The sequence below is a fragment of the Roseibium sp. HPY-6 genome (assembly GCF_040530035.1).
Taxonomy (GTDB): Bacteria; Pseudomonadota; Alphaproteobacteria; order Rhizobiales; family Stappiaceae; genus Roseibium.
The window spans coordinates 863,418-889,984 of the sequence record NZ_JBEWCD010000003.1; the positions used below are offsets into that span (position 1 = coordinate 863,418).

Sequence of the window (26,567 nt, forward strand, 5' to 3'; positions counted from 1 at the left end):
ATAGATGAATTTACTCGGGTCCGGTCCGGCCGGGCCCGTCGATGATTTCACGCTTTACCGTCGCGAACGCCGACCTCAGTGCCTCTATCGCGGCAGCCACGGATTTCGGCGCAATCGTATCATATGGATGAACTGCATAAACCGGCGTTGGATCTGGAAGTATTTCATCGCACAGGCAGACAAGTCTTCCCAAGGCCAGATCGTCGCTGACACTGATATCGGGAAGAAGCGATATGCCCAGCCCTTCTCGTGTAAGAGCGGCAATCGCCTCGATCGTGTTGCCCCGAAGCACCGGGTCAAAGCTCAGTCGGACCTCTTTCGACGAAGCGTGGGCAGGTATTTTGTGTTCGATGACGACCGGCTCCCGCTTATGCGCAATGTAAGGCAACGACTGGAGCCATCCGGTAAAAGCTGGATTGCAGCGCAAGGGCGCATTGGCCAAGAGCGACGGCGCAGCACACAAAACGTCTCGCAATTCGCCGATACGGCGCGCACGCAACGTGCTGTCGCCCAGTTTCCCGACGCTGACAGACAGATCTATTTGGTCCGCGACAAGGTCGAGGCGCTTGTCGTCGGCGATCAGCGTTGGCCGCAAGTCCGGGTATTGCCGTGTCAGACTTGCCATTGCGGGCGCGACAAGCGGTGCAACCAGCGCATGGGGCGCGGTAATCGTCATCGGACCCGATGGGTCGGCACCAAACGTCTCCATCTCCATCGCCGCCTGTTTGGAAAGCGCGAGAATATCCCTGCAGCGATCGTAATAGCGCTCGCCTGCGGGTGTGAGCGTCAGGCGCCGGGTCGTCCTGCGCGCCAGTTGCACACCGAGTTCTTCTTCCAACCGCTTCAAATTCTGACTGACAGCCGATTTGGCTATTGAAAGTCTCTCCGCGGCACGCGTGATCGAACCTGTTTCAACGATTGTGACAAAGCTTAAAGGCAACGGGGACAGCATTAGACATCGTTCAGAAAAAGTGAAAACTATGTTCTTAAATGCTCTGTTTTTAAAACAATCGCAATATCTCATTTTCCTGCTGTCAGCTCGCTGATCTCGAACTCTCATACGACAAGCAAACCGACCACTCCCGCATTTGGAGAAAACGCATGAAACCGATACGTACACTGAGCATCGCGCTTGCCATTGGAACCGCCCTCACCGGACAGACCTTCGCCGGGAACGCTGAGACCCGTGCGGCTTCCGAATTCCAACTGAGCACGGCTGTCGCGGAAGCCAGCCGTGCCTGGCGTGATGCATTCAATGCGGGCGATGCGGCTGCTGCTGCTGCTCTCTATGAGGAAAACGCTGTCATGGTTGCCAAGCCTTTTGGTACCTTCAAGGGACGCGAAGCCATTGAAGCGTTTTGGGAAGACATCATCGCCAAGGGTTTCGATGACGTGGTCTACTATAATACGGTCGCAAAGGTCGTGGACAGGTCGCTCAAGTCTGTGAGCATTTCTGCCAACTGGCAGATGAACAACGCTCAGGGGATTATCACTAACGAGCTTTGGGTGCTTCAGCCCGATGGCACAGCGCGCCTTCGCGAAGACCATTTCGAGATCGCCCAGTAACGGATCGCTCGCTTCCGTCTCCTTCTGATCAGGACAACACCATGGCTGGAATTGACACACTTACATTGGTCGTCGTCGACCCGGACGCGCAAAGGCGTTTTTACTGCGATGTCCTGGGTATGTCTGATCAGGGAGACGGGCGTGTCGGATACGGTGGTCTGGAAACAGGTATTCGCTTTGGCAAAGCCGCTAAGCCTTACGAGCCAAAGGATACGGATCTTTATTGGAAGATCGCGCTGTCGGTTCCGAATATCGATCTTGCCGTTTCCCAGTTGAGGGCGCGCGGCGTGCCTTGCTCCGAGTCGAGGCAGTTTCGTGATGTTGGATATCTGGCAAAAGCGGTCGATCCGGAAGGCTTCACGATTGAGCTGATCGATCACTGGTTCCAGGGGGAACAGCCGGAAATCACTGTTGACAGGTCCCGCCTTGGCGGTGGCGCACATCTAAGTCTCGTGACACTTCGTACTGCAGACATTTCCGCCATTGAGCCTGACTTGCTTGGCTGGGGAATGACACCGCTCTCGATCCAGACGGTCGAACCGTTTGGGTTCACTCTTTACTTTTATGCTTTCACGGATGAGGTGCCACCGAACGCGGATATCAGGGCAGTCGAGAACCGTACCTGGGTTTACCAGCGGCCCTACACGGTTTTGGAAATCCAGCATGTGGATGCACTTAGGTCCGAGACGCATCCCGCGCATCTGGCAGCCGGGTATGCCGGGCTGACCATCGGTGGTATCAGCAACAACGTTCATCTCGAGCGTCTCCGCATCCGGGGATAGGACTTCGACGGCTAGGTAACGCCGGACGAATTCCGACATCCGTACCGGGAGCGGATATGGGTCAGAACCACGGGGTGCTTAAGCTTTTCCCGCGTGCAGACAGGATTTCTTAGGACTTGCCGGAAATGATCGCCTGAAGAACGGGCGGAAATTCAAAATCCCTTCCGATTGCGTTTCTGTATCTGAGCTTAAGCTCGGTTCGAGAAGAGAGTGTTTTGGTTTGAGCGGGTCACTGGAAAAGTATTTCGACGATCTGGCAGCAGGAGATCCGGAAAGCCTGTTTCTGCTCGTAGCCCTATATTTTCTTCTGGCGGCAACATACTCACTTATCTACTGCTTCAGATTGCGGAATTGGCCGAGCGTCATCGGTCAGCTCCAAAGCGATGAAGTGTCGGCCTGGCATTCGGATGCAATTGCTGGTGACCGGCAATACTTCTCGAGGGCGACCTATACCTATGAGGTCGACGGAAAACAGTATGAAGGCCATCGCGTCAGCCCGTTTTACATGACCGCGTCGCACAATGTCAGGTTCCTTTTGGAGTACCAGCGCAAAGGCATCGAAAGGCCTACACCAAACACCGCCAGAGTTTTCTACAACAAAAACAAGCCACAAAAGTCTTATCTGGTGGTGCCGGGCTGGTTGGGTATCAGCATTGTAATCGCCTTTGGAGTAACACCCATGTTGCTCCACGTGTTTGTTTGACAGACGTCCCGAACGCATTGCGCAGCGATGCAGCCATGCGCGCCGCAGGTGGTGCAACAGCACGTGAAAAAGCAGCGCCACCGCCCGGAATTTTCACACTCCATTAACCATAAGTTGAAAAAAATGCCTGCATCTTTAGCGCGAATCCCGCGCATGAACACTTACCGGTGCAGGGGGCTATGATCGGAAGAGTTTCTCTTATTCTATTTGCGTGTCTATTGTCGGGAGCGTCGCAAGCGGCGGGCTACAACGCGCCCGCAACATCGCAATATCAGGCATCTACGCTGCGGGGCAGTATCGGCTTAAGGTACTGGTACAGCCAGAACAACTCGGAGATGGATACAGGCGACTTCAACTGGAACAATGTTGATGGCGTGTCCTCACATACTGCAGAGATTGTTGGCGAGCTGGAAGACCTGACAACGAATGTGTTCGTGCGCGGCTATGCAGGTCTGGGCCGAAACTCGGGCGGAGAGGGTGACTTCTACACCAATCCGAGCGGAGACCTGGAAGAAACGGCGCTCGGATATGTGGTCGTTGACGGAGGCTGGCGCTTTGCCGAATTTGCCAACGGCCAGATCAAGATGAAGGGTTTCGTCGGGTATCACTATCTGAATGACAGTATCGATGCCGTGGACAGGAATACCGTTATCGAGCAGAGGCGCCAATGGCATGCGCTCCGTGTCGGCCTCACAGCCGAAGGCGATGTCAGCGATCGTTTCAGCTGGTCCTTCGACGTAGCGGCCGTACCATGGAGCCACAACCGTGTCGAAACATGGGAAAGCAACTGGACTTATGGTGTCGAGGCTGATGCGATGCTCAATTTCGATCTGACGAGCAACTGGCAGATCGGCGTTGGTGGACGGTACTGGTGGCTTCAGTCGAACTTCGACCGCCGCTATGTCTTCACCGGCGAGAAAGTCGTTTTTGAACAGAACTATCAGCGATACGGTCTGCTCCTGGAAAGCCGGTATCTCTTCTGATCTCACCACCTGGAGATCCGCGCAAGCAGTCGCGGATCTCTTTTCGGTTCATTCATTCGAAATCAGCGTGGACTCGAGCGCACCCAGCAAGCGGACCAATGAAGGTTTGATTCTCTCCGCGTCGGCGGGGCTGAGGGCGGAAAGCAATTTGTCTTCGTGGTCCTGGGCCTCTTCGACGAGACGTTCGCTCAGAGCCTGACCTTCGCTGGTCAGATAGACCCGTACGCGCCTGCCATCCCCCTGATCGCTTCTACGCGCAACCAATCCCCGCTTTTCCATCTGATCAACGATGCGGGTCATGCGGGACTGTTCCATAAGGGAAAATCGCGCCAGCTGCGTGATCATAAGGCCATCCTGATCGAACAGACAGGCAAGCACGCGCCATTCGGGAACACGCAGGCCGAGTTCACGCACGCGCGCATGAAACTGGTGGCTGGCTGCTTCGCTGGAGGCCGCCAGCAGATAAAGCAAATATGAAGAAACGAATTTTCCCGGTGCCTGTGCCAATGAGTGTCCCCGACGTGAGCGATTATGTTCAAGGCTCTTGTGCCAACCCGCAATCCTGAAATGCTTCATCGGATCGTGGTCTCGCTTATCAGGCATCGACCACATCCCTCATCCGGAGGAGCTGCGCTGGCAGCGTATCGAAGGATAGGTCAAAAAGTCAGCACCTGCGGCCCAACCTTCGATACGGGCCTTGCCGGTCCGGCTCAGAATGAGGGTTTGGTCTGACGCGTTGAAATACCTGCGAAACCGTTTTTCGTTTAGCCCGGAATATTTCGGAAAAAAAGAGGCTTGACTCAATTTATATGAAATTTCATATTTTATGGAGAGGAGGGACGCCGGTGAAACTTGTTCTTGAAAGTGTCGAACCGGAAACGGAAGCGATCCGTGTTTTCAGGTTTCGCGAACAGGCGGGCGGAAGGCTGCCGGGGTACGAGCCGGGCGCGCATATCGATTTCGATCTCGGTGCGCCAGGCACCCGTAGCTATTCTCTGATCGACTGGCCTGATGCGTCGCAACTTTACACGATCGCAGTTCAGCGGGAAGACGACGGCACGGGCGGATCAAAGGCGATGCACGCGCTTTCCCTTGGCGATGAAGTTTCTGCGTCCGGTCCCAAGAATGATTTCCGGCTTGTTGAAAACGCGCCCCACACTCTGCTTTTGGCGGGCGGCATTGGCATCACGCCCCTGATATCTATGGCAACGCAATTGCAGTCCACCGGCAGGTCGTTCAAGCTTCATTATTGCGCCCGGACTGAGGAGCGGATGGGGTTCGCGGAAGCCCTGAAGACTGCGTTCGGGAGCGCTGTCACGCTGTATTTTGACGACCGGTCCCCACTTGACCTTTCGAAGCTGTTGAACGAGCAGGAAACGGGCACGCATCTTTATGTGTGCGGGCCCAGAGGCATGATCGATGCGGCGCGAGCAGCAGCTTCGCAGGCCGGCATTGCGGATGATGCGGTGCATGTCGAGCTTTTCAATTCACCTGAGAAATCGGCCGAAGAGTCATCATTTGAAGTCGAGGTCCACGGCACCGGCCAGGTTGTGTCTGTGGCACCGGACCAGACGATCATCGAAGCGCTCGAAGCAGCCGGCCTGGACGTCATGTACGATTGCCAGCGCGGCGATTGCGGCATCTGCCAAACTGATGTGGTCAGTGGTGAGCCCGATCACCGCGATGTCGTCCTGTCCGATGCTGAAAAAGCATCCGGCAAGGTCATGCAGATCTGTGTCAGCCGAGCAAAATCAGCCCGTCTGGTACTTGATCTGTAATCGCCACAAACGTTGAGGGTCCCAGACCGGAGGAGGAGCCAGCATGCGGACAGCCAGCGAAATCACCGCGATGTTCACCGGACCGCAGGTGCACCGGGACGTTTACACGAGCCCGGAAATCTACCGGTTGGAGATGAAGCATCTCTTTGCGAACACTTGGGTGTTCGTTGGTCATGAAAGCCAGACACCGAACAAGGGGGACTATTTCACGACCCAGATCGGCGATCAGCCGGTCATCCAGGTTCGTCACTCCGACGGTGAGATTTACGTCCTCTTCAATCGGTGCCCGCACAAGGGCACGAAGATAGCGATCGACAGAGAGGGAAACACCGGAAAATTCTTCCGTTGCCCCTATCACGCCTGGTCCTTCAAGACCAATGGCTGCCTGCTCGCGATCCCCTTGAAGAAGGGCTACGAGGATACCGGGTTTTCGGAAAGCGAGAGCGCCAAGGGCATGACCCCCGTCGGTGCTGTCCGCAACTATCGAGGCTTTGTCTTTGCCCGCCTCGCGCCAGAGGGAATAGGATTTGAGGATTATTTCGGCGACAGCCTGAGTTCCATCGACAACATGGTCGACCGGTCGCCGGAAGGGCGGCTCGAAATCGCCGGGCCGCCGCTGCGCTACATGCACAAGTGCAACTGGAAAATGCTGGTTGAGAACCAGACGGACACCTGTCACCCGATGGTTGCGCATGAAAGTTCCGCTGGGACGGCTGTGAACATCTGGGAGGAGATGGGCAATCCGGAACCGCGCCCGCCTGCGATGGAGATCATCGCTCCGTTCATGTCGCCTTACGAGTTTTTCGAGAAGATGGGGATACGCACGTGGCCGAACGGTCACGGGCACACGGGCGTCCACCACTCGATCCATTCGGATTATTCCGCCATCCCGGGATATTTCGATGCCTTGTCAGAGGCCTATGGCGAAGAGCGTGCCAAGTCGATCCTTGACGAGAACCGGCACAACACGGTGTATTTCCCGAACATCATGATTAAGGGTCCGATCCAGCAGTTGCGCAATTTCATACCGCTCGGACCCGACAAGACATTGGTGGAAAGCTACATCTACCGGCTCGTCGGCGCGCCGGACCAGCTTCTCGCACGCACGGCCATGTACAACCGGATGATCAATGCTCCGACCTCCATCGTGGGTCATGACGACCTTGAAATGTACGAGCGGGCCCAGGAAGGGCTGATGTCGAATGGCATGGAATGGGTCAACGTCCAGCGCCTCAGGACCGAAGCGGAGGATTTCTCACAGGAAACTGTCGAGAACGGGACGACAGAACGTCAGATGCGCAATCAGTTCGACGCCTGGGTGAAATTCATGACTGTCTCTATGGAGGGGGCGTGATGGCATTTTCGAAAGACCAGGTCATCGACTTCATCTACAACGAGGCGCGCATGCTCGACGAGGGCCGCTATGACGAGTGGCTGTCGCTCTGGCTGGAAGACGGGCACTACTGGATGCCGCTCGATTACAAGCAGACGGACCCGCATCTGGTGACGTCCTTGCTTTATGAGGACATGTTCATGCTGCGCCTGCGTGTCGAGCGCCTGAATGGCGCCAGGACCTTCAGCCAGAAGCCCAAAAGCCGTTGCCATCATGTCATTCAGCGTCCTTTTGTCGACGAGATGACCGAAGACAGGATCGTCACCAACACGTCCATGCACTATGTGGAAACCCGGCTTGATGAACAGTTCTTGCTGGCGTTGACCGCGGTCCATGAACTCGCCGTTGTCGATGGCGCTCTGCGGATCGCCAACAAACGCGTCGACATTCTCAACAGCGATGCCGCTTTCGGCAATATCCAGTTGCTGCCATGAACGCGTCTGCGCCTTCAACGGTCTATGAGATCTTCTCCGTGACGGCCCGTAAGTATCCCGACCGGCCTGTCCTGAACGTGTTGCCAGGGACGGCAGAAATCTACGATCTCGCGCCGGACGAGGTGACTTATGCAGATGCGCTGGAACAGGTGGATCTGATCGCAAGGGAGTTGAAGGCTGCAGGTTATTCTGCGGGCATGCGCGTTGCCCTGCTTCTTGAAAACAGGCCTGCTTTCTTCCTGTACTGGCTCGCTGTAAACAGCATCGGCGGATCCGTCGTGCCGATCAATCCGGACCTGCGGTCCGCAGAGCTGGAATATCTGATCGGACACTCCGAACCCGCCTTGATCGTCGCGATCGCAAGCCGCCATCCGGAGCTTGAAACGGCAAGCAAATCAGCCGGCATGGATGTGCCGGTTATCGTACCCGGTGACAGATTGCCGGGACCACGCAGGGATGCGGTCGTCGCGCGGCCCCTGGAGGGTGAAGCCCGTGAAGCGGCCATTCTTTATACGTCCGGAACCACGGGCAAACCGAAGGGCTGCATTCTGCCGAATACCTATTTCCTGCTTGCAGGACATTGGTATGCAAATGTCGGCGGGTTGGCGAACCTGACTGACGCGGGCGAGCGCATGATCACGCCGCTGCCGGTGTTCCACATGAACGCGATGGCCTATTCCTTCATGGCCATGGTCACCGTCGGCGGGTGCCTGACCGTTCTGGACCGCTTTCACCCGCGTGGATGGTGGTCGGATGTCGCAGCCTCCAAGGCGACATGCCTGCATTATCTCGGCGTGATGCCGTCCATGCTGATGAGCTTTGAACCGTCTCCTGCCGACCGCGCACATTCCGTCCGCTTCGGTTTTGGTGCGGGCGTCGACCCGAAGCTGCAGGTCGCGTTCGAAGAAAGGTTCGGCTTTCCGCTGGTCGAAGCCTGGGCCATGACCGAAACCGGAGCCGGTGCGGTGATCGCGGCATCAACAAAGGATCGCCTCGTCGCCCAGGCCAGCATCGGCAAACCGAAAGCGGAGGTCGAATGCCTGATCATCGACGACGAAGGGACACCATCAGAACGGGGGGAATTGCTGGTGCGCCGTGCTGGAAGCGAACCGCGCTACGGCTTTTTTTCCGAATACTACAAGGACGCGGCCGCAACAGCGGAAGCCTGGGAGGGGGGATGGTTCCACACAGGCGACATCGTCAGGCGTACGCCGGACGGCAACATGTTCTTTGTCGATCGCAAGAAGAACGTCATCAGACGTTCAGGCGAGAACATCGCAGCGGTCGAGGTGGAGTCCATCCTCATGCGGCACCCGGAAATCAAGGCGGCTGGGGTCGCACCGGTTCCGGACCCCGTTCGCGGCGATGAAGTGTTTGCCTGCTTGAGCGTGAAAGACGCCACGCCTGCCAAGGCGGAGGCGATCACGCGTTGGTGCCTGGACCAGATGGCCTATTACAAGGCGCCGGGCTTTATCGCATTCGTCGATAAGCTGCCTCTGACGGCGACCCAGAAGATCCAGCGCGCCGCCCTGAAAGAAATGGCTGGGCGGCTTCTGCATGATCCGGATACTGTTGCAACAGGGCATTTGAAGAAACGGCAGGCCGGTTGATGGGACGACGCGCGGGTTATGATGGGGTTGCGGTTACCGCGCCGTTTTCGGCGCCGTATCAGCGCTATTCCATCGAAACCGCTCACTGGTGGATCGCAAAGGCACTGCGCGGCTCGCTTCAGGCCGCCGGCTTGAAGCCATCTGATCTGGACGGCTTCTCCGTTGCAAGTTTCACCCTGTTTCCGGACACGGCCGTTGGTCTGACCCAGCATCTCGGTCTCGTCCCCAGATGGCTTGATCATATCCCGATGGGCGGGGCCAGCGGTGTCGTGGCATTGCGTCGGGCCGCACGCGCTGTTCAGGCGGGCGATGCCGACATTGTCGCCTGTGTCGCCGGGGACACGAACCACATCGACAGCTTCCGCAACATGCTGTCGAGTTTTTCCCGTTTCGCCCAGGATGCCTCTTACCCCTATGGCTATGGTGGACCCAATGCCAATTTCGCGCTGCTCACGGATCGCTACATGCGCGAATACGGTGCAACCCGAGAGGATTTCGGCCGGATCTGCGTGGCGCAAAGAAAGAATGCTCTGAAATATCCGCATGCGGTGATGAAAAAACCGCTGACGCTGGAAGATTATCTGGCGGCGCGGCCGATTGCTGACCCGATAGCCCTCTTTGACTGTGTGATGCCCTGCGCGGGCTCTGAAGCCTTTCTGGTCATGTCCGTCGAGGAAGCGATGAAGCGGGATCTGCCCTTCGCCACGATCGGCGGCACGATAGAGCGTCACAACGCCCATGCGGATGACCCGATCCAGCTGCGTGGCGGATGGACACTCGACAAGGACGAACTCTACGCCATGTCGGACTGCTCGCCGGAAGATATCGATCTGCTGCAGACCTATGACGACTATCCCGTGATTTCCATGATGCAGATGGAAGACCTTGGCTTTTGTGAAAAGGGCGAGGGCCCGGACTTTGTCAGGCGGAAGGATCTGACTGTCGATGGGGATTTCCCCCACAACACGTCCGGTGGCCAATTGTCCGCTGGCCAGGCTGGCGCTGCGGGTGGCTTTCTGGGGCTCGTAGAAGCGCTCCGTCAGGTGACCGGGACAGCAGGAGACACACAGGTGACCAACGCCCGTGTTGCGATGGTATCCGGCTTCGGCATGATCAACTATGACCGCGGCGTCTGCAGCAGCGCTGCGATCCTGAAATCCGGAAGCGCATAATGACAAAGCCGCTCCAGCCTCCACCCAAAAAGAACCCTCAGAAACGGTCACAATCACCGACGCGACCACCCGAAACACGATCGCGCGCAGCACTGGGTCTGAGCGCTGCGGCCGCGGAAGGCCGCTTTGCGTTGCAGGTGTGCCAGGAGTGTTTCGCTGTTCAATACCCGGCGCGCGATGTTTGCCGGGCGTGCCTCTCGCCGGAACTCGTGTGGCAGGACCAGTCGCCTTCGGGCACCCTCTTGGCCGAAACAACGGTTCGAACGTCGACGAAACTCTATTTCCGCGACCGGACGCCATGGCGCATGGGCTCGGTTCAACTGGACGCCGGGCCAGTCGTTCTCTGCCATGTGCATGGCGATTGCCAGAGCGGCGGCAAGGTCACCCTTCTCAATCGCCTCGATGCGGCCGGGCAAGGTGTACTGCTGGCCATGCCCGAAGAAAGGACGGATCACATGGAAGACGACCCGCAGCTGCGTGCGTTGTCCGCTGACCCCAAGCACCGCCGTATCCTTGTGACGGACTTGCGCAATCCCAACACGCCCGCGCTGGTCAACGCCCTTCTTGATGCCGGAGCTGCAACGGTCTTCGTCGGAGAATCGGAAAGCTGGCGCCCTCATGACAATCGGCATGCTCTGGCGGATCTTGAGAATGTGGAAATACTTCCGCTGGATGTAACCGATGTGGCATCGGTTCAAAAACTTGCCGGCGAGATCGGCGGAAAGACGGATATTCTGATCAACACAGCGCGCTTTGTCCGTCCCGGCGGTGTTCTGGAGCGCGGTGACACGGCCTTTGCACGAGAGGAGATGGAGACCAATTACCTCGGTCTCATGCGCATGGCACAGGCCTTCGGGCCTGGAATGTGTGCGCGCACCGGTGACGGCATCAATTCCGCGGTGGCCTGGGTCAATATCCTGTCCGTGCATGCCCTTTCCAACGCACCGGAGTTTGGCTGCTTTACCGCTTCCAATGCGGCGGCCTACTCGCTCAGCCAGTCTTTGCGCGGGGAATTCAGAGGATCGGGCCTGCGCGTCATGAACGTCTTCACCGGACCGACCGATGACGAATGGCACCAGGCTTTGCCACCGCCCAAAGTGTCCGCTGTCGCAATGGCACGGTCGGTGGTGTCAGGACTGCAGCAGGGGCTGGAAGACGTCTGGTGCGGGGATGTCGCCAAGGAAATTCGGGATCGCTGGCGGCGCGATCCGAAGGTCCTCGAACGCGAACTCACTCAAGGAGGCGAAGGCGCATGACCGTCCTCGACGCTCTGGTTTCCGGCCTGTCTTCCGGCGCGGTCGAGATTATCGATCTCACGCACACACTCGACCCGGATTTCCCGGTCATCGTCTTGCCGCCGGAGTTCGGCCAGTGCGCGCGCTTCCGGATGGAGGAAGTCAGTGCTTATGACCACCGGGGGCCGGCCTGGAAATGGCACAATATCTCCATGTCGGAACACACTGGTACGCATTTCGATGCGCCCTCGCACTGGATTTCCGGGAAGGATGTGGCGCGTGGCTCTGTTGATGAAATTCCGCCCGAAGCCTTTGTTGGCCCGGCAGTGGTGATCGATTGTTCCAATGCGGTGCGCGCGAACGAGGATTTTGAGCTGACACCCGACGTGATCGCAGCCTTTGAAGCCGACCACGGCCGCATTCCGGCGGACAGCTGGGTGCTCATGAGAACCGACTGGTCCAAGCGCCGCGGCGCTGATTATCTGAACATGCGCGATGACGGTCCGCATTCGCCAGGCCCGACGCCGGAGGGCATCCGCTTCCTGATCGAGGAACGCGACATTCGGGGCTTCGGAACGGAAACGATTGGCACTGATGCGGGTCAGGGAGCCCATTACGCGCCGCCTTACCCGGCCCACTACTTCTTGCACGGGGCCGGCAAATACGGCCTGCAATGTCTCAACAACCTGGATCAGTTGCCTGCGACCGGAGCGGTCCTGATGGCAGCTCCCCTGAAAATCAAGAACGGAACCGGCAGCCCGCTCCGCGTTCTGGCGATGGTGAGCAAATGAGTGAATTCACGGCAGTCGTGACCGGCGGCAACAAGGGCATCGGCGCGGATCTTGCCGAAAAACTTCTCGGTCAAGGCTATACGGTTGTCTCTGTGGCGCGCTCGGCTCCCGACAAGGTGCATCCCAATCTGCACTCGGTTGAAGCGGATTTGCTCGATCCGGCAGCCGTTTCGGACGCGGCCAAGGCCATTCAGTCTGAATTCGACGTGTCTCACCTCATTCACAATGCCGGCCTGATCTGGCCGAACCTTGTGGAAGAGGCAAAGCCTGAGGACATAACGGGACTTGCGCAACTTCATCTCGGCTCGGCCCTGACGCTCTTGCAGGCTGTCTTGCCCGGCATGAAGGACCGCCGGTTCGGCCGCGTGATGTTCAATGCATCCCGTGCAGCGCTTGGCGCTCCGACGCGCACGGCTTACAGCGCAAGCAAGGCCGGAATGATCGGGATGGCACGCACCTGGGCGCTTGAGCTTGCGCCGCACGGGATCACCGTCAATGTTGTCGCGCCCGGACCGATCCTGACCGACAATTTCTGGGGCATTGTCGAGAAAGACAGCCCGCAACAGGAGGCGCTTGCCAAGCGTATTCCGGTCGGGCGGATCGGAACGGTGCAGGACGTGACCAACGCCTTCCTCTTTTTCTGCAATCCGGAAAACAGCTTCGTTACTGGACAGACGCTCTATGTCTGCGGTGGGGCCAGCGTCGGTACACTGACCATCTAACCGGACAGATCACGCTTCGGCATCCGAACTCGGAATACAGGCCAGCAGCGCCGCCTTGACGTCTTCCGGCCACGGGATCGACGTATGCTCGTCCAGATTGCTGGCGGCCAGCACCTGTGTGCTGGACCAGCGTTTCTCGCCCTTGCAGCTGATCTCGTGGTGGATGGTTACGGAAGACCGCCCGACCCGCTGGACCGTCACCTCGAACTCAAGCTCCTCGCCGAAGAAAGACGGGCTCGAAAAGTCGCTCGAGATGTGAACGGTCGGTGTGCCCCACCGCTCTTCCCAGATGATCTTGTGCCAGGGATATCCCAGGTGCAGCCAGAATTCTTCATTCACACCGTTGAGGATATTCAGATAGGACGGGAAATAAGCCGTCCCGGAGATGTCGCAGTCGCCAAAGTTGAGCATGCGTTTGGTTCTGAAGGGTATTTCCAATTCCATCCTCCCTCGAATGTCGCCCAGATATACAATGAAATCCGTTTCGGATGCACAAGAATTCGGCTTCAGTGAAGTTTGTGTTTGCATTTATCGGCCGGTCGGTCAATAATACGACGCAGAGAATAGATGGCTCAAACAGCTTGCCAGGAGCGCTTGTTCTTGCGTGGAAAAACCCATGAATGAGCAGGCAAGCCTTGGGTTTCTTGCGTTCAGGGTGCGTTTTGCGAGATAAATTTGAGGTTGCAAGTGCGGGCCGGAACTATCTTCCGGATTGTAAAAAATATATGCAGTTTCATATTTCTTGACAAACCTTCACCCAGGGTGAAACTATTCCAGGGATGTCTCGGGCGAAGTGGAGGAGCCCGCGCAAAAGACCCGTTGTTCAAGGGAGAGGAACATGAAGTCGCTTTTCAGGATAGCAGGTGCAACCGCCGTTTCGCTTTGCCTTAGTGTCTCGGCACTCTCGGCAGAAACAGTGCTCAAGGTATCGAGCTGGTTGCCGCCGACCCACGGTATCAATACGGAAATTTTCGCCGGCCTCATTGACATGATGGAAGAGGCGACGGACGGCGAAGTGACCGGCGAACTTGTCTTCGGTCTGGCGCCGCCACCGGCTCAGATGGATCTGGTGCTTGATGGCGCAGCCGACATGGCAATCATTTTCCATGGCTACCAGCCAGGCCGCTTCGTCGCCACGAAACTGATCGAATTGCCCGGCTACGAGGGCAGCGCGGAAGCCGCCTCGGTTGCTTATTGGCGTGTCCATGAAGAGCATCTGAACAAGCTGGACGAGCACCGCGGCGTCAAGGTGATCTCCTTGAACACGCACGGTCCGGGGCAGATCCACTCCAACAAGGATGTGGCAACTCTGGCCGACATGAACGGTTTGAAAACCCGCATCGGCGGTGGTGTCGCCGGTGACGTTGGCGCGGCTCTTGGGCTGATCGGAATTAACGTCCCGGCGCCGAAAGTTTACGAAACGCTCGATTCCGGCGCTGCAGATGCGGTCGCCATGAATGTCGGCGAGCGCGTCGGTTTCAAGCTCAATGAAGTCGCCAAAAACCTCTATGACATGCCGGGCGGCCTCTATCGCGGATCTTTCGCGATCATCATGAGCCAGGAGACCTTTGACGGTCTTCCGGAAAATGTCCAAAAGGCCCTCGACGAAAATGTCTTTGGCGAACCCGCCAGCCGCATGGCCGGCGCTGCCTGGGACAAGTCCGACAAGATCGCCTATGAGGCAACGAAAAGTGCCGAAGGAACGAAGATCATTTCGGCAAGCGAGGATGACGTCGCCGCGTTCGAAAAAATCTCGAAGGACGTAACCGACAAGGTTCTGGGCGAGCTCCAGGAAGCCGGACTCGACGCCCAGGCGGCCTACGAGATGGTCAAGAAAGAGATGGCCGGAAACTGACGGCACCCGGCGGTCCGGAGTGACTTCGGACCGCCGACTTCAAAAGGATCTGTCGTGTCGAACCTGTTGAAGCTGGCGGGGCGCCTGCCGGCAATGCTCGCCTCGTTTGCCCTTTTTGTACTCATGGTGATGACTTTCTGCGACGTCATCCTGCGCTCGGTGTTTAATGCACCGATCGAAGTGGCGGCTGATATGACACGGCTTTTGATGGCGATCATGGTGTTCTCCGTTCTGCCCGTTGTCTCGGCTCAGGGCGGCCATATCAGCGTCGACCTGCTCGACGGGTTCTTCAAGCGAAACCACCTGGCGCGCTGGCGCGATGCCTTCACCAACCTCTTTTGCGGCATAATCCTGATCTGGCCTGCCTTACGTGTCTTTGTGCTTGCCGAGCGCAGCAGATCCTACGGCGATCTGATGGAATACCTTCGTTTGCCCTTGCATTACGTGGGCTGGTTCATAGCCGCCGTCACCGCTATCACGTCCGTCGTTCTGATTGTCCGGGGCCTCGGCTATCTCTTCACTCCGAAACTGATGAGCGCGCCGGATGCTTGAAGGTCTCCTCGGGTTCGCAGCGGTCCTTGTTCTTGTCATGCTGCGCATTCCCATCGCCTTTGCGATGGGCTTTGTCGGCATGATCGGCTTCATGCTCGAAACCAGCTACAGGGCGTCGATTTCGATGGCGGCGCGCCTGATCATCGACACGTCTCAGGATTACGGCCTTTCGGTCGTGCCGCTCTTCATCCTGATGGGTCTCTTCGTCAACAAGGCGGGTATCAGCCGGGAACTCTATGCCGCGTCCAATGCCTTTCTCGGACACCTCAGGGGCGGATTGGCCATGGCGACAATCGTTGCCTGCGGAGGCTTTGCAGCGATTTCGGGATCTTCGCTCGCAACAGCCGCGACCATGTCGAAAGTCGCCATGCCGGAGATGCGTCGCTTCAATTACAGCGACAAGCTGTCAACCGCATCGATTGCTGCTGGCGGAACACTCGGCATCCTGATACCGCCCTCCGTCATTCTTGTGATTTACGGCCTGCTGACTGAAACATCGATCGGCAAACTCTTCGTGGCCGGCGTCATTCCGGGCGTCATCGGAATTCTTCTTTATCTCGTGGCCGTCAAGTTCACGGTTTGGCGTGATCCGGACGCAGGTCCCGCCGGCCCGCGCGCGACGACGTCGCAAAAGCTGGCCGCGTTAAAGGACGTCTGGGCGGTCCTGCTTCTGTTCTTCCTCGTGATCGGTGGGCTCTATGGTCTGTTTGACGTGCCGCCGCTGAACCTGAGCTTCTCGCCGACGGAAGCAGCCGGCATGGGCGCGATGGGGGCATTCCTGATCGCAATCGCGCGCCGTCGCCTGTCGATGTCGGCGACATTGGAAGCGCTTCGCGAAACCGCCATGACGTCGGCAGGTCTCTTTGCCGTTCTGATCGGTGCCTGGATCTTTTCGAACTTTGTCAATGTCGCCGGTCTTCCGGCCGCGCTCAGCGACCTGGTGACGGCCTACGACCTGGCCCCGTGGGTGGTCATGTGCATCATTTTGCTGATCTACATCGTGCTCGGCTGCGTGTTCGAAAGCCTTTCCATGTTGCTTCTGACCGTGCCGATCTTCTTCCCGATCGTAACGGGGCTCGGCTACGATCCGATCTGGTTCGGCATCATCGTCGTTGTCGTGACCGAAATCAGCCTGATCACCCCGCCCGTCGGACTGAATGTCTTTGTCTTGCGGGCAGTCGTCGGGGATGTGCCGACAGCCACCATTTTCAAGGGTGTCACGCCGTTCTGGGCGGTCGACATCATCAGGCTGCTTATGCTGTTGCTCTTGCCTGCGCTGGTTCTGTTTTTGCCGAACCAGATGTAGTCGGGAAAGAGCGTAGAGCCTGAAACGCATGCCTCCCGGGCGGACGTTCCGACTATCGATCCGCCGGGTTCACGCTTTCTATTTGATTGATCTTTACGATGAAAAGGCTTGAATGAGGGCATGAACAAACATGCCCTCCATTTCAGTCCTGATGACATCGCGCGCGCCCGGCGTCGGATTGCAGGCAAGGTGCTTAGAACGCCGTTGGTACAGTCGCAGGCCTTGAGCGAGGCGAGCGGGGTTCCGGTCCATTTGAAGCTGGAGCAACTGCAGACGACCGGCAGCTTCAAGCTGCGCGGTGCGACCAACGCGGTTCTGGCTCTTGATGAAACGTCCAGGGCAAATGGGGTCGTTGGCGTCTCGACCGGCAACCATGGGCGAGGACTTGCCTACGCGGCGCGGGAGGCGGGGATCAAATGCATTATTTGCATGTCCTGCCTTGTGCCGCAGAACAAGATCGATGGCATAAGGGCGCAGGGAGCGGAAGTGCGGATCGTCGGGTCCTCTCAGGATGAAGCCCAGCTTGAAGTCGACAGATTGGTCGCTGAAGGAGGGATGACACTGATCCCCCCGTTTGATCATGCGGATATCATTGCCGGACAGGGAACTGTGGGCCTCGAAATCCTGGAAGATGTTCCGGAAGTCGGAACCATACTTGTGCCGCTTTCCGGTGGCGGGCTCATATCCGGGGTCGCCGCCGGCATAAAGGCTGCCAAACCGGACGCGAGGATCATCGGTGTCTCCATGGAGTGCGGTGCGGCGATGGCCGCCTCACTGGACGCAGGGCACCCTGTTCAGGTGCCGGAGCAGCCGACGCTGGCAGACTCGCTTGGCGGGGGCATCGGTCTCGATAATAAATTCACGTTCAGCATCACACGAAGCCTCGTCGATCAGACCGTACTTCTGAGCGAAACGGAAATCGCCGACGGCATGCGGCATGCCTACTGGGAGGAACGGCAGGTAGTTGAGGGGTCTGGCGCGGTTGGCGTTGCCGCAATTCTGTCGAAGAAGGCAATCCTGTCGGGCCCTGTCGTCGTTCTGCTGACCGGCTGCAATATCGACATGAACATGCACAGGCGCATCATCTGCAGGGAAACTTTGGATCTGATGCACGAAGGGGAGGGCTAAGGATTGCCCGAGATCAGGATACTCACCGAGGTCGACCTGCGAGAAATCGTCAAGCTGGATATCGAGGCCGTCGACTGCGTCGAGCGCGCTTTCTCGCTTCTGGCAGCTGGAGGTGTCGAGATGCCGCCGATCCTTTCCATGCTGATCCCTGCGTTTCACGGCGAAGTCGACGTCAAGACCGCCTATGTGCCAGGAATTGACAGCTATGCGATCAAGATGGCGTCCGGGTTCTTCGACAACCCGAAACAGGGTCTTCCGAGCGCATCGGGACTGATGGTCCTGTTCTCAGCGCGCACTGGTTTCGTTGAAGCGCTGCTCCTGGACAATGGCTATCTGACGGACATCCGAACCGCGGCTGCCGGCGCGGTGGCTGCAAAGCACCTGGCGCCCGAAACCGCCAGAACGGCTTGTATTGTCGGCGCGGGCGCACAGGCAAAACTTCAGCTTCAGGCCCTGTGCCTTGTGCGGTCCATCGAGAAAGTCTCCTTCTGGGCAAGGGACATCTCGAAAGCGCAGTCGGCTGCCGATGAGATGGCCGACGTCCTTGGCATTCAGGCGAGTAGCGCATCACAGCTAGAGCAGGCGGTCCGTGAAGCCGATGTCATTGTCACCACGACACCAAGTGCGGAGCCGCTGATCAACGCGGACTGGCTGCGCCCCGGACATCACGTTACGGCGATGGGGTCGGATCAGGAGCACAAGCTGGAACTGGAGCCTGCCTGTCTCGCGGCGGCCGATCTCTATGTTCCCGACCGGCAATCGCAAACGGCAATTCTCGGAGAACTGCATCACGCCATCGCTGCCGGGATCATAGACAACAATCGCCGGTTTGATGAACTCGGTGACATCGTCGCGGGCAAGGCAAAAGGCCGCGGCGATGCAAAGCAGATCACGATCTGCGACCTGACGGGAACGGGCATACAGGATACGGCCATCGCGACCTTTGCACGTCAGCGCGCAGAAGCCTCGGGCGCCGGAACACAAATTGAGTCCTGACGTTTATTGGAATCCATTCATGATCGAACCGACGTTGCATTTCACCAGGGACGAATACCGGACAAGGATCGGCAAGACCCGAAAGGCGATGGAAAAGGCCGGGGTGGACCTGATCATCGTTTCAGATCCCTCAAATATGGCCTGGCTGACCGGGTATGACGGCTGGTCGTTCTACGTGCACCAGGCAGTCCTGTTGGGACTGGACGGAGACCCGATCTGGTTCGGACGTGGGCAGGATGCGCAGGGCGCGCTCCGAACCTGTTTCATGCATCCCGACAACATCATCGGCTACCCGGACAACTACGTTCAATCGACGGAGTGCCATCCGATGGATTTTCTGTCGGTCTGGATCGCTGACTGGGGATTGCCGTCTGCGCGGATCGGCGTTGAGATGGACAATTACTGGTTTACCGCCAAGAGTTTTGCCTCACTGCAAAAGCATCTGCCGAATGCGGTATTCCGGGACATCACCGCGCTTGTGAACTGGCAGAGGGCTGTGAAATCGGGGCAGGAACTTGCTTACATGCGCACAGCCGGAAAGCTGGTTGAAAAAATCCACGCGCGCATTCTGGAAAAGACGGAGCCCGGTCTTCGCAAGTGTGACCTCGTCGCGGATATCTACGACGCCGGATTGAGATATGACGACGCCCTGGAGGCAGGCGGGGATTATCCCGCCATTGTCCCGCTGCTGCCATCCGGAAGCGACGCGGCAGCGCCTCACCTGACCTGGGACGGTAGGCCGATGAAATCCGGAGAAGGCACGTTTTTCGAAGTGGCTGGGGCCTATCGGCGATATCACTGCCCGCTCTCCAGGACACTCTTTCTCGGAAAGCCGACGCAGACCTTCCTCGACGCTGAAAAGGCCGTTCTGGAAGGCATGGAGGCAGGGCTTGAAGCGGCCCGCGCAGGTAATCTGTGCGAGGACATAGCCCACGCGTTTTTCACCGTCTTGAAGAAATACGGTATCACCAAGGACAACCGGACCGGTTATCCGATCGGCATTTCCTATCCGCCTGATTGGGGCGAACGCACGATGTCGCTGCGCAGCGGTGACCGAACCGTCCTGCAGGAAAACATGACGTTTCATTTCATGACCGGTCTCTGGATGGAGGACTGGGGTTTTGAAATCACCGAAAGCATTGTCATTCGGGATGGTGCGCCCGAATGCCTGGCCAACGTTCCCCGCAAGCTGTTCGTGAAGGAATGACCATGCCCGGCAATCCGATCGTTCCGACCATTCCGCTGGATCAAGACGGCATCCATCATGGATTTTTGCGCCTGCCTTACAGTCGCGACGATTCTGCCTGGGGATCGGTGATGATCCCGATCACGGTGATCCGGAACGGCGAAGGGCCCACGGCCCTTTTGACCGGAGGTAATCACGGCGACGAATACGAAGGTCCCGTCGTCCTCCAGGATCTCGCGCTGAACCTCTCTCCAGATGATGTCACTGGGCGGGTCATCATCGTGCCGGCGCTGAATTACCCTGCCTTTCGTGCCGGGACGCGAACGTCGCCAATCGACAAGGGAAACATGAACCGTTCGTTTCCCGGTCGGCCGGACGGGAGCGTCACGCAGAAGATCGCGCACTATTTTGACAGTGTCCTGATCCCGCAGGCAGATATCGTTCTTGACTTTCATTCCGGCGGAAAAACGCTGGATTTCGTCCCCTTCGCTTCTGCACATGTCCTTGACGACAAAGCTCAGCAGGAGGCCTGCATTGCTGCGGCACGGGCGTTCAACGCGCCTTACACCGCGATTATGCTCGAAATCGACAATGTTGGCATGTATGACACTGCGGTCGAGGAAAAGGGCAAGGTTTTCGTCACCACAGAACTCGGTGGCGGTGGCACGGCGACCGCGCAGTCAATCGCGATTGCCAAGAAAGGTGTTCGCAATGTTCTCCGCCATGCAGGCATTCTGTCAGGCACGATCGAACTAGGACCGTCGATCTCGCTTGACATGCCGGACGGCGATTGTTTCGTGTTCTGTGAAAGCCAAGGCATGGTCGAACCGGTCGTGGATCTCGGTGACGAAGTGGCAGCTGGCGATCTTGTCGCCAGGATCTGGTCGACGGAAAGAACCGGGCTGGCACCTGAAGAATACCGGACGAAACGTGCAGGACTTCTGATGGCGCGCCATTTTCCCGGTCTCATCAAGTCGGGAGATTGCCTCGCGGTGGTGGCTGTCGTCGTGTAGTCACGGCCGCGACCAGACACCCAAGAACCGTTTGATGCCCTACTGCTTTTCGGCTGCAGAAAGACTTGCCAGGTAGGTCAGGATAAAATCCTGCACGGTCCTGTCCTCGATCCCGACGTGGCGCATCTTCGTGCCGGGCAGAAAGCCGGTGTTGTCCTCCATCCAGGCGCGCAATGCCGCCGGTGTCCAGACAATTCCGGAGGTGGCCAGCGCTTCTGAATAGTCGTAATCCGGAAAGGCTCCGGCGCCGCGGCCGATCACGTTTTCAAGAGGTGGACCGTAACTGGGATCGCTGGAATCAGCTGCATGACAGCGGCGGCATTCCACCTTGTACAGCATCTCGCCGGCGGTAATCTTGGCCTGCTCGAAAACCTCGGATGCTTGAACGGATGGCATCAGGGCAAGCGCTGCTGTTGCCAAAGCGATTTTTCGGAACGTCATGGGCTCTCTCCTCTCCTGAACGAAGCGGAGTCAACGCCATCGGCACGTGGACAACGTTGACCTGGGTCAACGGAAATCTAGGCCTTTGGTACAGGGCATGTGTGCCGGATTGGAGAGCGTCTTGATCTAAAGGACAGTTGCGTCCGATTTCCGCTGCGGAAAAACTGCACTCATGGAGGAGATAAAGCAAGGGACGGGGAACTTTGTTCGCGCGCTTGCCAGGCTTGTTGTCTGTGCAGTCGTCGCGGTTGCGTTTGCCGTGTCTTCCGGAAGTGCACTGGAACTGGATCGCGAAGGCGCTTCGCAATACATCCAGCCTCCCTACCAATTGGGCGAACTGCTCGACGGCGGCATCTATGAACTGATCAATCTAGATGGCCGTGTTGCGGGCTATGCCTTTGAAACCCAGCCTCTGGCACCACTCCCCGGATTTTCGGGTGCGCCGATCAATCTGTTTGTCATTCTGACGCTTGAGGGCCGGCTGATCGATGTCGATATCGTATCGCACAATGAGCCGATTTTCGTTTCGGGGCTCGGCGAGGCTCCGTTTCAGGACTTCATTGCCCAATACAAGGGCTACTCCATAACCGACTCATTGGTGATCGGTGTGCCTTATGGAGACCAGGGAAGCGGGTCATCGCTCGTTTATCTCGACGGCGTTACCAAGGCGACGGCAAGTGTCCGCATTGCTCACGAAACGCTGCTTGCCGCTGCGCTCAAGGTCGCGCGCGAAAAGATCGAGGGCATTGGCGGCCGTGCGGCAGCGGAGCCCAATCTCGAATACGCCGAGGCATTGACCTGGGAACAGCTTGTCGAGGAGGGAATCGCGGGCCGGCGCGTTGTCACCAACCGTGAAGTCGATGACGCCTTTGCGGAAACGATCTGGGCGGACGACGATCCGATCGCCAAAGACGAGCCGGATGCGGTTTATCTGGACCTTTGGGTCGTCGATCTGGGCCCACCGTCGGTCGCTGAAGCCATCCTCGAACCGGACAGCTTGCGCCAGCTGCGCAATTTCCGCGAACTCTCCCCCGAAGATGAGCCGATCCTAGTGATCGACGCCGGGCGCCACGGACTGGTGACGGAAGATTTCGTGCGTAACACCAGCCCCGATCTGATCACGGCGAGCCAGGACGGTTTGCCGATATCGCTGCGCGATGCCGATCTTGATATCGAACTTCGCGAGGGCATACCCGGCGAATATGCCATGATCCTGCGCACCGATCGCAGGCTCGGCTTCGACCCGACCAGCGAATGGTCCCTGTCTGTGCGCGCCGTCCGCGAGCACGGGTCTTTCAGGCCGGAGATCGGCACGGTTGACTTCGCGTTGGCGCACAAGACGGATGAACGCTTTTTCATAAGGGATGAGCCGCCGAAGCCGGTTCCGGTCTGGCGGCAGGCCATGGATGCAAGGTCGGGGGATCTGGTTGTTCTGGCGGGAGGGCTTGCCATGCTGGTGCCGCTGTTGCTGCTGGGCCAGTCACGGCTTGCCGGTTTCCGCTACTACACGGGTTTCAGGCTTGCGGTGCTGGCCGGCGTGATCGGTTTTGTCGGCTGGTGGGGGCAGGGCCAGCTTTCGATCGCAACGGTACTCGGTGTTGTCCGGGGTCTGTTTGAAGGCCAAAGCCTTGCATTCCTTTTATATGACCCGTTTTCGCTTCTGATCTGGGGCGTTGTTGTCCTGACATTCATCCTCTGGGGACGTGGCTTTTTCTGCGGCTGGATGTGTCCTTTCGGTGCGATGCAAGAATTCATGCACCACGCCGGACGGCTCCTGCGTCTGCCGCAGATCCGTATTCCCGATCGCATCGACCGGTGGCTGGTGAAACTGAAATACGTGGTCCTGGCAAGCCTGATAGCGCTCATCTTTGTGGCGCCAGCCTATCTGGACGCTGCCATCGAGGTTGAGCCGTTCAAGACGGCCGTGACCACGTTTTTCGTGCGCGAATGGTATTTCGTTGCCTATTGCGTCGGTCTGCTTCTTCTCAGCATGGTGGTATTCAAGGGGTTCTGCCGCTATGTCTGCCCGCTCGGCGCGGTGATGGCGATCGGCGGTTTCCTGAGGCTGCGCAACTGGATCCCGAGACGAGACGTCTGCGGCAGTCCATGCCAGCTTTGCCGGGTGAAGTGCAACTACAATGCGATCAAGCCCGCCGGCGGGATCCGCTATGACGAGTGCTTTCAGTGCCTCGACTGTGTCACCATCCATGACGACGACACACAATGCGTGCCTCTCGTTCTGGCGAAAAGAGGGAGGCAGCTTTGACCATAAGCCGTCGCCGTTTCCTGACCGTCATGGCCGGATGCGCCCTGTCGGCCTCAAGCGTCCGACCGGTGTCGGCAAACCAGGCTTCGTGGCGTGGACGCGCCCTTGGAGCCGAAGCTGAGATCCGCTTGTTCGGTACGGACGAGGGGCAGGCGCAACATGCGCTCCGCGCTGCGCAGGACACGCTCGCCAGAGTGGAGCGACTGTTTTCGCTCTATCAGCCAACGTCCGCGCTGAACCGCCTGAACGAGGGCGGAAGCCTCGTCATGCCGCCCGAATTTGCAAGGTTGATCGGAGTTACCGACAGGGTGCACCGTCAGACCGGCGGCTTGTTCGACCCGACGGTTCAGCCGCTCATGGTGGCACAGGCCCGGGCCCGGCACGGATTGTCTGAGACGGACTTGAACTTGCTCGCGGACCGGATTGGCTGGTCGAAGGTCGACCTGCAGCCATCGCACCTGAGTTTTTCGGTTCCCGGCATGGCGATGACGCTGAACGGCATTGCGCAAGGGTTTGCAACCGACCGCGTCAGCGAGGTTCTGACTGCGCATGGACTTAATCCCTATCTGGTGCATGTCGGCGAATTCCGCGCAGGCAGAAGACCGGCACGCATTGGAATTGCCGGCACCGGGGGCGGTCTCCTTCAAGAAATCGAACTTGAGGATGCGGCACTGGCAACATCGGCGCCTTTCGGAACCCGTTTTGAAAACGGCAGCGGCCATATCCTGCGCCCTGATCTCAGCCGGGTTGAGCCGCACTGGCAGTCCGTGACTGTGTTGGGCCGAACGGCGGCCGAAGCAGACGGGCTGTCTACGGCGCTCGCATTGACCACCTCGACCGATCTTGCGGAGAAAGCGGTATCAGACGGCTTTGCCGAAGCCGTCTGGCTTGAAGACGCAGATGGTAAACTTCTCCGGATTTGAGTGAGGCCCGCCTGGTTTCAGGCGTCACCACTCCGGCTTTGTGTAGGTCAGGCCGTGGTCTTCAAAGATCTTGGCCATGCGCCCGTCTTCGATCGCATATCGGATGGCGTCGTCCACGGCATAGGAAAGGGGGCGCCAGTTGTGCCGAACCGCCACTCCCAGGGTCCAAGACGATTTGGCCAATCCGGGAAAGGGTGGTGTATGCACCCCGATCTCGTCGGTAAGATCGTGTTCGAGCTGCGACAGGGGCGCCATGACGGCCATGACCTCGCCGCCCGCCAAAGCCGACATGGCATCACTTGCCGTCGGGTAGCGGCGCATGTTTCCGACCAGCTGGCCGCGGGCAAAGCCTGAAAGGTAGAAATCGGAAATCGTATCGTTTTCAACACCCACCGTGTCGAAACGGAAATAGGCCGGAACCGGCGGATCCTCGGGATAGGCGTCCTTGCGATAGGCGATGGCAAGCTGCTCGTTGTAATACTGCCCGTTGAGCACGACCATCTCGTTCCGGCAGCCGAGTTCCCGGTCGTAGGGAACATGCAGCATTACGTTGGAAATCTGCCCGCCGATGAGCTTGCCACGCCAGACGTTGTTGCGCAGGTCGCCGTCGACATTCTCATCTGCCGCAGTCACGATAAACTGCGCATCGACCCCAAGATCTGCGGCAATCAGTTTTCCGATCTCGATATCGACACCCTTCAGGACACCTTTTTCTTCATAGGAAAAGGGCGCAAAGTCCTCGTAAACGGCGATCTTGATGGTCCCGCGTTCCTGAATGTCATCCAGGCTCTGGCCGACAATGTCCCGGCCGACATTTTGCGGTTTGCGCTCGGCTTCGTCGCCGAACCGGACGTTTTCGCAGTTCTGCGCAAGGGCAGGCGTCCCGGCCACGCTGCAAATGGCCAGGAACGCGATTGCTGCTCGTTTCGCAGTTGTTTTCATTATTCGGCGGCCGATAATCCGATCGTCAGGATCTCTACGGTTTTCTTGAGACTGTCGTCAGACCCATCCAACTGCAGCACGGCGCGCGAGGCAACCGATTCTGCTTTCGGGGCACCGGAACCCGTTTCCAGGGAATTCGCAATTTCGTCCATTTCAGTGCGAAGCGGCGCGATGGTGGCCTCAGCTTCGGCTGCAGGTATTGTCTTGTCCGCAAGTTCCTTGATCACGTCACGTATGGCCTTCAGCCGATCTGAATGCGGATCAAGCGCACCTTCATCTGGCCTCGTTTCCACATAGGTCCGGATCGCCCAGGCGGCTTCCTGGCCCAGCAAGTCGCCGAAAGCCGGCATCTTGGTCACGCCATTTTGCGTGTAGCCGTTCTGGTAGCGCTCCAGATACCATTCGTCTCCGAAGTCGTCGGCTTCAAGATATCTGAGATCGGGTGCCAGACCGCCGGAAATAACTTCCAGCCCATGGCACCGCGCGCAGTTCTGGTTGTAGCCCGAAGCACCGATCTCGATCGCGAGCGCCCAGAATTCACTCTCCGGATCTCTCCAGGGATTTTCCTCAAGCCACTCCTCGCCCAGATCGGGAAGTCCCGCGGTGTCGACCGCCTGAGGGGCCACGTCGCCATGTGCTTCCACCCGTCCCATGGGGTCTAATGATGTGAGGGAAAGGGCGGTTCCAGCCGCAAAGATGCCCAGCATGCATTTGCGAAAATTCATGAGTTCTCTCCTCCCGAGATCGCCGGGATTAGATACGCACAGCTGGCGCAGCGACGCTATTGTAC

The 26,567-nt window shown here is 58.2% G+C and carries 27 protein-coding genes; 21 read left to right on the plus strand and 6 right to left on the minus strand.

Going from position 1 to position 26,567, the window contains the following annotated elements; all coding sequences use genetic code 11:
* Positions 1-10 precede the first annotated feature (10 nt).
* Positions 11-952: a LysR family transcriptional regulator gene (locus ABVF61_RS30020; protein WP_353997278.1), complete on the minus strand. Its 942-nt coding sequence runs from the start codon at positions 950-952 to the stop codon at positions 11-13.
* A gap of 149 nt (positions 953-1,101) precedes the next feature.
* Here ABVF61_RS30020 and ABVF61_RS30025 point away from each other — a divergent pair, with 149 nt between their 5' ends.
* The 4 genes from ABVF61_RS30025 (at position 1,102) to ABVF61_RS30040 (ending at position 4,034) form a co-directional block, all read left to right on the plus strand.
* Entirely contained in the window at positions 1,102-1,566 is a 465-nt protein-coding gene (locus tag ABVF61_RS30025) for a nuclear transport factor 2 family protein (RefSeq protein WP_353997279.1), read from the plus strand.
* A gap of 41 nt (positions 1,567-1,607) precedes the next feature.
* Positions 1,608-2,348, plus strand: a complete 741-nt coding sequence (locus ABVF61_RS30030) for a VOC family protein (protein ID WP_353997280.1) — start codon at positions 1,608-1,610, stop codon at positions 2,346-2,348.
* A gap of 220 nt (positions 2,349-2,568) precedes the next feature.
* Entirely contained in the window at positions 2,569-3,051 is a 483-nt protein-coding gene (locus ABVF61_RS30035; RefSeq protein ID WP_353997281.1) for a DUF3592 domain-containing protein, read from the plus strand.
* 179 nt (positions 3,052-3,230) lie between these two features.
* A complete protein-coding gene (locus ABVF61_RS30040; RefSeq protein ID WP_353997282.1) occupies positions 3,231-4,034 on the plus strand; it encodes a hypothetical protein in 804 nt (267 codons plus the stop codon).
* Between the two features lie 48 nt (positions 4,035-4,082).
* Here ABVF61_RS30040 and ABVF61_RS30045 read toward each other — a convergent pair whose 3' ends face one another.
* Positions 4,083-4,637: a MarR family winged helix-turn-helix transcriptional regulator gene (locus ABVF61_RS30045; RefSeq protein WP_353997283.1), complete on the minus strand. Its 555-nt coding sequence runs from the start codon at positions 4,635-4,637 to the stop codon at positions 4,083-4,085.
* A 242-nt stretch (positions 4,638-4,879) separates the two neighbouring features.
* On the opposite strand from ABVF61_RS30045, the gene ABVF61_RS30050 reads away from it, so the two are divergent.
* The 8 genes from ABVF61_RS30050 to ABVF61_RS30085 are packed head-to-tail and all read left to right on the plus strand — an operon-like array spanning position 4,880 to position 13,169.
* Positions 4,880-5,812 (plus strand): PDR/VanB family oxidoreductase, encoded by a 933-nt coding sequence (locus ABVF61_RS30050; RefSeq protein ID WP_353997284.1) that lies wholly within the window; start codon positions 4,880-4,882, stop codon positions 5,810-5,812.
* Between the two features lie 43 nt (positions 5,813-5,855).
* Entirely contained in the window at positions 5,856-7,166 is a 1,311-nt protein-coding gene (locus ABVF61_RS30055; RefSeq protein WP_353997285.1) for an aromatic ring-hydroxylating dioxygenase subunit alpha, read from the plus strand.
* Positions 7,166-7,639, plus strand: coding sequence for an aromatic-ring-hydroxylating dioxygenase subunit beta (locus tag ABVF61_RS30060; protein WP_353997286.1), 474 nt, complete (start codon positions 7,166-7,168; stop codon positions 7,637-7,639). The genes ABVF61_RS30055 and ABVF61_RS30060 overlap by 1 nt, the downstream gene beginning before the upstream one ends.
* The gene (locus ABVF61_RS30065) at positions 7,636-9,249 is read left to right on the plus strand and encodes an AMP-binding protein (RefSeq protein ID WP_353997287.1); all 1,614 of its coding nucleotides are present in this window, start codon (positions 7,636-7,638) and stop codon (positions 9,247-9,249) included. Before ABVF61_RS30060 ends, ABVF61_RS30065 begins: the two co-directional genes overlap by 4 nt.
* On the plus strand, positions 9,249-10,421 hold the full coding sequence (locus ABVF61_RS30070; RefSeq protein ID WP_353997288.1) for a thiolase family protein: 1,173 nt from the start codon (positions 9,249-9,251) through the stop codon (positions 10,419-10,421). The genes ABVF61_RS30065 and ABVF61_RS30070 overlap by 1 nt, the downstream gene beginning before the upstream one ends.
* Positions 10,421-11,677, plus strand: coding sequence for an SDR family NAD(P)-dependent oxidoreductase (locus ABVF61_RS30075; protein ID WP_353997289.1), 1,257 nt, complete (start codon positions 10,421-10,423; stop codon positions 11,675-11,677). Before ABVF61_RS30070 ends, ABVF61_RS30075 begins: the two co-directional genes overlap by 1 nt.
* Complete coding sequence (locus ABVF61_RS30080) at positions 11,674-12,447, plus strand: cyclase family protein (RefSeq protein ID WP_353997290.1); 774 nt, start codon at positions 11,674-11,676, stop codon at positions 12,445-12,447. Before ABVF61_RS30075 ends, ABVF61_RS30080 begins: the two co-directional genes overlap by 4 nt.
* Positions 12,444-13,169, plus strand: coding sequence for an SDR family NAD(P)-dependent oxidoreductase (locus ABVF61_RS30085; protein ID WP_353997291.1), 726 nt, complete (start codon positions 12,444-12,446; stop codon positions 13,167-13,169). The genes ABVF61_RS30080 and ABVF61_RS30085 overlap by 4 nt, the downstream gene beginning before the upstream one ends.
* A gap of 9 nt (positions 13,170-13,178) precedes the next feature.
* On the opposite strand, the gene ABVF61_RS30090 is transcribed toward ABVF61_RS30085, so the two are convergent.
* On the minus strand, positions 13,179-13,607 hold the full coding sequence (locus ABVF61_RS30090) for an acyl-CoA thioesterase (RefSeq protein WP_353997292.1): 429 nt from the start codon (positions 13,605-13,607) through the stop codon (positions 13,179-13,181).
* A gap of 400 nt (positions 13,608-14,007) precedes the next feature.
* Between ABVF61_RS30090 and ABVF61_RS30095 the strand changes: the two genes are divergently transcribed.
* The 7 genes from ABVF61_RS30095 to doeB all read left to right on the plus strand — a co-directional run bounded on the left by ABVF61_RS30095 (position 14,008) and on the right by doeB (position 21,205).
* Positions 14,008-15,024 carry a TRAP transporter substrate-binding protein gene (locus tag ABVF61_RS30095; protein WP_353997293.1) on the plus strand — a complete coding sequence of 339 codons (1,017 nt, stop codon included), beginning with the start codon at positions 14,008-14,010 and terminating at the stop codon, positions 15,022-15,024.
* A gap of 54 nt (positions 15,025-15,078) precedes the next feature.
* Complete coding sequence (locus ABVF61_RS30100) at positions 15,079-15,576, plus strand: TRAP transporter small permease (protein WP_353997294.1); 498 nt, start codon at positions 15,079-15,081, stop codon at positions 15,574-15,576.
* Positions 15,569-16,882, plus strand: a complete 1,314-nt coding sequence (locus ABVF61_RS30105) for a TRAP transporter large permease (protein ID WP_353997295.1) — start codon at positions 15,569-15,571, stop codon at positions 16,880-16,882. Before ABVF61_RS30100 ends, ABVF61_RS30105 begins: the two co-directional genes overlap by 8 nt.
* A 120-nt stretch (positions 16,883-17,002) precedes the next feature.
* A complete protein-coding gene (gene eutB, locus ABVF61_RS30110) occupies positions 17,003-18,010 on the plus strand; it encodes a hydroxyectoine utilization dehydratase EutB (RefSeq protein ID WP_353997296.1) in 1,008 nt (335 codons plus the stop codon).
* A 3-nt stretch (positions 18,011-18,013) separates the two neighbouring features.
* Entirely contained in the window at positions 18,014-19,006 is a 993-nt protein-coding gene (locus ABVF61_RS30115; RefSeq protein WP_353997297.1) for a cyclodeaminase, read from the plus strand.
* A gap of 19 nt (positions 19,007-19,025) precedes the next feature.
* The gene (doeA, locus tag ABVF61_RS30120; RefSeq protein WP_353997298.1) at positions 19,026-20,213 is read left to right on the plus strand and encodes an ectoine hydrolase DoeA; all 1,188 of its coding nucleotides are present in this window, start codon (positions 19,026-19,028) and stop codon (positions 20,211-20,213) included.
* Positions 20,214-20,215: 2 nt separating this feature from the next.
* The gene (gene doeB / locus ABVF61_RS30125; RefSeq protein ID WP_502950030.1) at positions 20,216-21,205 is read left to right on the plus strand and encodes a N(2)-acetyl-L-2,4-diaminobutanoate deacetylase DoeB; all 990 of its coding nucleotides are present in this window, start codon (positions 20,216-20,218) and stop codon (positions 21,203-21,205) included.
* A gap of 39 nt (positions 21,206-21,244) precedes the next feature.
* Here the strand turns inward: doeB and ABVF61_RS30130 are convergent, their stop codons facing one another.
* A complete protein-coding gene (locus tag ABVF61_RS30130) occupies positions 21,245-21,646 on the minus strand; it encodes a c-type cytochrome (protein ID WP_353997299.1) in 402 nt (133 codons plus the stop codon).
* Positions 21,647-21,818: 172 nt separating this feature from the next.
* Here ABVF61_RS30130 and ABVF61_RS30135 point away from each other — a divergent pair, with 172 nt between their 5' ends.
* Positions 21,819-23,912: a 4Fe-4S binding protein gene (locus tag ABVF61_RS30135; RefSeq protein ID WP_353997300.1), complete on the plus strand. Its 2,094-nt coding sequence runs from the start codon at positions 21,819-21,821 to the stop codon at positions 23,910-23,912.
* The gene (locus ABVF61_RS30140; protein WP_353997301.1) at positions 23,909-24,835 is read left to right on the plus strand and encodes an FAD:protein FMN transferase; all 927 of its coding nucleotides are present in this window, start codon (positions 23,909-23,911) and stop codon (positions 24,833-24,835) included. Before ABVF61_RS30135 ends, ABVF61_RS30140 begins: the two co-directional genes overlap by 4 nt.
* 24 nt (positions 24,836-24,859) lie before the next feature.
* On the opposite strand, the gene ABVF61_RS30145 is transcribed toward ABVF61_RS30140, so the two are convergent.
* Positions 24,860-25,777, minus strand: a complete 918-nt coding sequence (locus ABVF61_RS30145; RefSeq protein WP_353997302.1) for a substrate-binding periplasmic protein — start codon at positions 25,775-25,777, stop codon at positions 24,860-24,862.
* Positions 25,777-26,502: a cytochrome c-550 PedF gene (pedF, locus tag ABVF61_RS30150; protein ID WP_353997303.1), complete on the minus strand. Its 726-nt coding sequence runs from the start codon at positions 26,500-26,502 to the stop codon at positions 25,777-25,779. Before pedF ends, ABVF61_RS30145 begins: the two co-directional genes overlap by 1 nt.
* Between the last annotated feature and the right edge of the window lie 65 nt (positions 26,503-26,567).

Coding starts and splice junctions, on each gene's coding strand:
- ABVF61_RS30085 (WP_353997291.1), top strand. CDS start 12,444: ATGAGTGAATTCACGGCAGTCGTGACCGGCGGCAACAAGGGCATCGGC.
- ABVF61_RS30030 (WP_353997280.1), top strand. CDS start 1,608: ATGGCTGGAATTGACACACTTACATTGGTCGTCGTCGACCCGGACGCG.
- ABVF61_RS30020 (WP_353997278.1), bottom strand. CDS start 952: ATGCTGTCCCCGTTGCCTTTAAGCTTTGTCACAATCGTTGAAACAGGT.
- ABVF61_RS30055 (WP_353997285.1), top strand. CDS start 5,856: ATGCGGACAGCCAGCGAAATCACCGCGATGTTCACCGGACCGCAGGTG.
- ABVF61_RS30060 (WP_353997286.1), top strand. CDS start 7,166: ATGGCATTTTCGAAAGACCAGGTCATCGACTTCATCTACAACGAGGCG.
- doeB (WP_502950030.1), top strand. CDS start 20,216: ATGCCCGGCAATCCGATCGTTCCGACCATTCCGCTGGATCAAGACGGC.
- ABVF61_RS30045 (WP_353997283.1), bottom strand. CDS start 4,637: ATGCCTGATAAGCGAGACCACGATCCGATGAAGCATTTCAGGATTGCG.
- ABVF61_RS30070 (WP_353997288.1), top strand. CDS start 9,249: ATGGGACGACGCGCGGGTTATGATGGGGTTGCGGTTACCGCGCCGTTT.
- ABVF61_RS30080 (WP_353997290.1), top strand. CDS start 11,674: ATGACCGTCCTCGACGCTCTGGTTTCCGGCCTGTCTTCCGGCGCGGTC.
- ABVF61_RS30130 (WP_353997299.1), bottom strand. CDS start 21,646: ATGACGTTCCGAAAAATCGCTTTGGCAACAGCAGCGCTTGCCCTGATG.
- ABVF61_RS30135 (WP_353997300.1), top strand. CDS start 21,819: ATGGAGGAGATAAAGCAAGGGACGGGGAACTTTGTTCGCGCGCTTGCC.
- ABVF61_RS30145 (WP_353997302.1), bottom strand. CDS start 25,777: ATGAAAACAACTGCGAAACGAGCAGCAATCGCGTTCCTGGCCATTTGC.
- ABVF61_RS30105 (WP_353997295.1), top strand. CDS start 15,569: ATGCTTGAAGGTCTCCTCGGGTTCGCAGCGGTCCTTGTTCTTGTCATG.
- ABVF61_RS30025 (WP_353997279.1), top strand. CDS start 1,102: ATGAAACCGATACGTACACTGAGCATCGCGCTTGCCATTGGAACCGCC.
- eutB (WP_353997296.1), top strand. CDS start 17,003: ATGAACAAACATGCCCTCCATTTCAGTCCTGATGACATCGCGCGCGCC.
- ABVF61_RS30065 (WP_353997287.1), top strand. CDS start 7,636: ATGAACGCGTCTGCGCCTTCAACGGTCTATGAGATCTTCTCCGTGACG.
- ABVF61_RS30095 (WP_353997293.1), top strand. CDS start 14,008: ATGAAGTCGCTTTTCAGGATAGCAGGTGCAACCGCCGTTTCGCTTTGC.
- ABVF61_RS30040 (WP_353997282.1), top strand. CDS start 3,231: ATGATCGGAAGAGTTTCTCTTATTCTATTTGCGTGTCTATTGTCGGGA.
- doeA (WP_353997298.1), top strand. CDS start 19,026: ATGATCGAACCGACGTTGCATTTCACCAGGGACGAATACCGGACAAGG.
- ABVF61_RS30075 (WP_353997289.1), top strand. CDS start 10,421: ATGACAAAGCCGCTCCAGCCTCCACCCAAAAAGAACCCTCAGAAACGG.
- pedF (WP_353997303.1), bottom strand. CDS start 26,502: ATGAATTTTCGCAAATGCATGCTGGGCATCTTTGCGGCTGGAACCGCC.